4 protein-coding genes are annotated in these 3631 nt (G+C 46.0%); 3 read left to right on the plus strand and 1 reads right to left on the minus strand.

Going from position 1 to position 3631, the window contains the following annotated elements:
* Positions 1–509: 509 nt before the first annotated feature.
* Positions 510–959, plus strand: a complete 450-nt coding sequence (locus tag ACMHXH_RS00425) for an RNA recognition motif domain-containing protein (protein WP_039036161.1) — start codon at positions 510–512, stop codon at positions 957–959.
* A 5-nt stretch (positions 960–964) separates the two neighbouring features.
* On the opposite strand, the gene murI is transcribed toward ACMHXH_RS00425, so the two are convergent.
* Positions 965–1768 (minus strand): glutamate racemase, encoded by an 804-nt coding sequence (murI, locus tag ACMHXH_RS00430; RefSeq protein WP_039036162.1) that lies wholly within the window; start codon positions 1766–1768, stop codon positions 965–967.
* Between the two features lie 165 nt (positions 1769–1933).
* On the opposite strand from murI, the gene trmA reads away from it, so the two are divergent.
* Both trmA and ACMHXH_RS00440 read left to right on the plus strand, forming a co-directional pair.
* Positions 1934–3034: a tRNA (uridine(54)-C5)-methyltransferase TrmA gene (gene trmA / locus ACMHXH_RS00435; protein WP_071477130.1), complete on the plus strand. Its 1101-nt coding sequence runs from the start codon at positions 1934–1936 to the stop codon at positions 3032–3034.
* A 331-nt stretch (positions 3035–3365) separates the two neighbouring features.
* Positions 3366–3581 carry a transposase gene (locus ACMHXH_RS00440; RefSeq protein ID WP_222116214.1) on the plus strand — a complete coding sequence of 72 codons (216 nt, stop codon included), beginning with the start codon at positions 3366–3368 and terminating at the stop codon, positions 3579–3581.
* Positions 3582–3631 lie beyond the last annotated feature (50 nt).

Consider the following 3631-nt stretch of genomic DNA (forward strand, 5'->3'; position numbering starts at 1 on the left):
CTCTTCATCGAGTTAAATCGTTTTGTCGATTTCTCAATGCCTGTGAGTGTCCACACAGATTGCTTGATAGATTGTTAAAGAGCAGTACCGCGATGGTTCCCATCGGGTCAGGGCTGCGTATTCTACGCTTTCCTGCTGCGGCGTCAAGAGGTATTTACCATCTTTTTTCGCCTGTCGTTGAAAGAACTCAAGAGCCTCTTTTCTTCGACCCTGCCACGTCTTTCGCGTTGCCGCTGTGCCGTGTCAGTGGGAGCGCATTATAGGGAGGCCAGCCAATAGCGCAAGAGCTTTTTACTCCCCCTTACACTAAGCGCCTACCTTTTAACCTCGAAGGCCATTTAATAGCCTTTTTGCATAAAAAACTTAGCTTGAAGGTCCTGCTTATGTTTAAAAATGAGAGCAAAGGTCATTTTTTGGGCGTCAGTCTGGTTTAAAGGTAAATAATTCATTACCATAGTCATTGCTTTTAACAGTAATTTATCAATTATTCTTCACAGAGAACATTTCTTATGCAAAAGTCATTTTTGATTGTGTTGGGCATCGCCATTCTGGGCGCGCTTGCGATATACCAACTCATGCCTCAACTGCCTGCATTTTTGGCCTTCCCTGTTGGTGCACTCCTTGCTGCTGCAGTTTATGCATTCACATCCAGTCCAAGCCAGGCTCAAGCTAAAGGACAAGAAACTTACAATGGCCCAACCATGACTCTCTACGTGGGTAACCTCCCTTACAGAGCACACGACACTGAAGTAAAGTTATTATTTGAGGAATACGGTCCAGTGAATTCTGTTCGTTTAGTGAGAGATCGCAAAACCGGCAGACGTAAAGGATTTGGTTTTGTGGAAATGTCAGAGTCCGGCGCTCAAAAGGCGATGACCAAACTAAATGACTTCATATTCCAGGAGCGCACCCTGAAAGTACGTGAAGCCAAATCGCAAGATTCAGATAAACAGGAATAGTAGTCCTACGTCATCACGCTGGTCGAGGTCTTGGCCGTTTGAGCAAAACCATACTCGGCCAGCGTTGATTTCAATCCTTCAGTAATTCTCTCGCTGGTATAAAAAGCCCATTCATTACTTGGTTGATCTAAGTCAGCGGTTTCCTGCTGATATTGCAGTAGATTCTTCACTCTCTTCGCAATCGCCTCACCGGAGTCCAATAACTCAACATAATCACCCAGTATTTGTTGTAGCTCAGGCTTCAGCATAGGAAAGTGAGTGCAGCCAAGCACAAGCACATCTAGTTCACTGTAGATGATAGGTTGCAGTAACTTCTTCATTTCTGCGATATCTATGGCCTGACCAGCCGCCTTGGCCTCTGCTAGCAATACCAGTTCTGAACAACCAAAGAGTTCCACTTGACAGTCGTTGGCAAAGTGATTGATCAGTTCCTTGGTATAAGCCCTTTTGACAGTTCCCGGTGTGGCCAGTAAGCCTATATGCTTTCGCTTGGAGATAGCCGCAGCCGGTTTGATAGCGGGTACAACCCCGACAACAGGAATCGTCAGTTGAGATCTCAACTCGGGAAGAACCAAAGTGCTGGCTGTATTGCAAGCTATGACCACTATCGCAGCATCTATCTGCTTGGCCATGGTAGTAACCAAGTCCACACATCCGTTTATCAACTCTGCTTCCGCGAGCTCACCATAAGGCAAGCGCGCGTTATCAAACAGATAGCAATACTGTCTCAGCGGCAATAGCTTACGGATCTCTTTCAGCACCGATAGGCCACCTATGCCTGAGTCAAAAACCAGTATGGGACGTGACAAATTGAGCCTCTAAACGATATAAGACGAGTCATGGTTTGAAACCACGAAAGCAGATAAGAACTTATTTTTTCACAGCTTGAATAAAAGCACAAAGGAATGAAACTGGACATAAGCGCCACGTAGTATAATATTTGCGCCCCCGGTTTTAAGCCAAGAGTGAATATTATGAATTTAGAAGCAATGGACCCCAATCAATATGACACGCAGTTGGAACAAAAGCGTCTCAAGCTGGAACAGGCCTTTGCCCGCTTCACTCCGCCGGTATTAGAGGTATTTCCCTCGGTACAGAAACACTACCGTATGAGAGCAGAATTCCGGGTTTGGCATGACGGAGATGACCTCTACTACTACATGTTTGACCAACAACAACAAGCCAAGGTTCGTTGCGATCAATTCCTGCCAGCCAGTGCCCTTATCAATCAAATGATGCCAGCACTGATGGCCGAGCTACGCCCCAACAGCATACTGAGACACAAGCTGTTTCAAGTAGACTTCCTCTCTACTCTGTCCGGCGAGATTTTGGTGTCACTGCTGTATCACAAGCAGTTGGATGATAACTGGCTCGATGAAGCCAAGGCGTTGAAACAAAGACTCGGGAAAGAGTTCAAGGTCGATATTATCGGCCGAGCCCGCAAACAGAAGTTTGTCTTAGATAGAGATTTCGTTATCGAACGCCTGCAAGTCAACCAGCAGGAATACATCTATAAACAAGTGGAAAACAGTTTCACCCAGCCTAATGCCCATGTGGCGACCAAAATGCTGGAATGGGCGATAGACTGTACCCGTGACAGTAGCGGCGATTTACTTGAACTCTATTGTGGTAATGGCAACTTTTCCATTGCTCTGGCACAGAATTTCACTAAGGTACTGGCAACTGAATTAGCCAAACCTTCTGTCGATTCCGCTCAATACAATATTGAGCAAAACGGCACTGAGAACCTGCAAATAATTCGTATGTCAGCCGAAGAGTTTACTCAAGCCATGACGGGTGAACGTAGCTTCAAACGTCTGGAGGGAATAGACCTCAAGAGTTACGACTGCAACACCATCTTTGTTGACCCACCGCGAGCCGGCCTGGATCCCGAGACCGTCAACTTGGTACAGAGTTATGACTCCATTCTCTATATTTCTTGCAACCCACAAACCCTGGCAATGAATCTCGAACAATTGAGTCAGACTCATGAGATCAGACGCTTTGCCTTGTTTGATCAATTCCCTTATACCGACCATATGGAAGCGGGTGTATTGCTAAAGCGCATTAAATAAAGGTTTCAGAGTTGCCATACTATAACGAGAATAACTCAAGGTACGGCGTGGGGGATATGGAAGCTGAATCGCCACTGATTTCCTAGACGCCTCTCAGTTAGAGAAACTGCGAACAAGTCCCATGTATGCACTGCGTCGGCTTACATGACTAAATGCAAGACGTGGTTCGTAGCAAATGGCCTTAGTCCTTTGCTAGAAACACAACACAGCATTCTGGTCTGTAAGCCACGAACTTCGGGGCCTTCACAGCAACCCGCTCTCTACACAAGAGAACGCCACAAAGGCTTATTCGCACCTTCCTTAGATAAAATAACTGAAAAATAGCTGGTCATTGAGTGGTAAACATTACCCTGAAGAGTTCCAAGTTGGAGCAGTCAAACAGCTTGTTGATCGTAGCCATTCCATCGCAGATGTTGCACATTGCTTAGATATCCCCCCAAGCAATCTAATAAAGCTCAAGCGGCTTTTAATACCATTCCGCATTAAAGTTCAGTCACTTTCACCCAGTCTCTGGTGCACATCTTTATCACTCGCTTTGTACTGCTGACGCAGTCGTTCCAAGCCTGACTGCAAGCATCCACAATGTCCTCATATCCT

Source organism: Shewanella sp. BJSY2023SW001, from assembly GCF_047314685.1.
In the GTDB taxonomy this organism is placed as follows: Bacteria; Pseudomonadota; Gammaproteobacteria; order Enterobacterales; family Shewanellaceae; genus Shewanella; species Shewanella indica.

Bases quoted from the DNA above. Each gene is read 5' to 3' on its own strand.
- trmA (WP_071477130.1), top strand. From the start codon at position 1,934: ATGAATTTAGAAGCAATGGACCCCAATCAATATGACACGCAGTTGGAA.
- ACMHXH_RS00425 (WP_039036161.1), top strand. From the start codon at position 510: ATGCAAAAGTCATTTTTGATTGTGTTGGGCATCGCCATTCTGGGCGCG.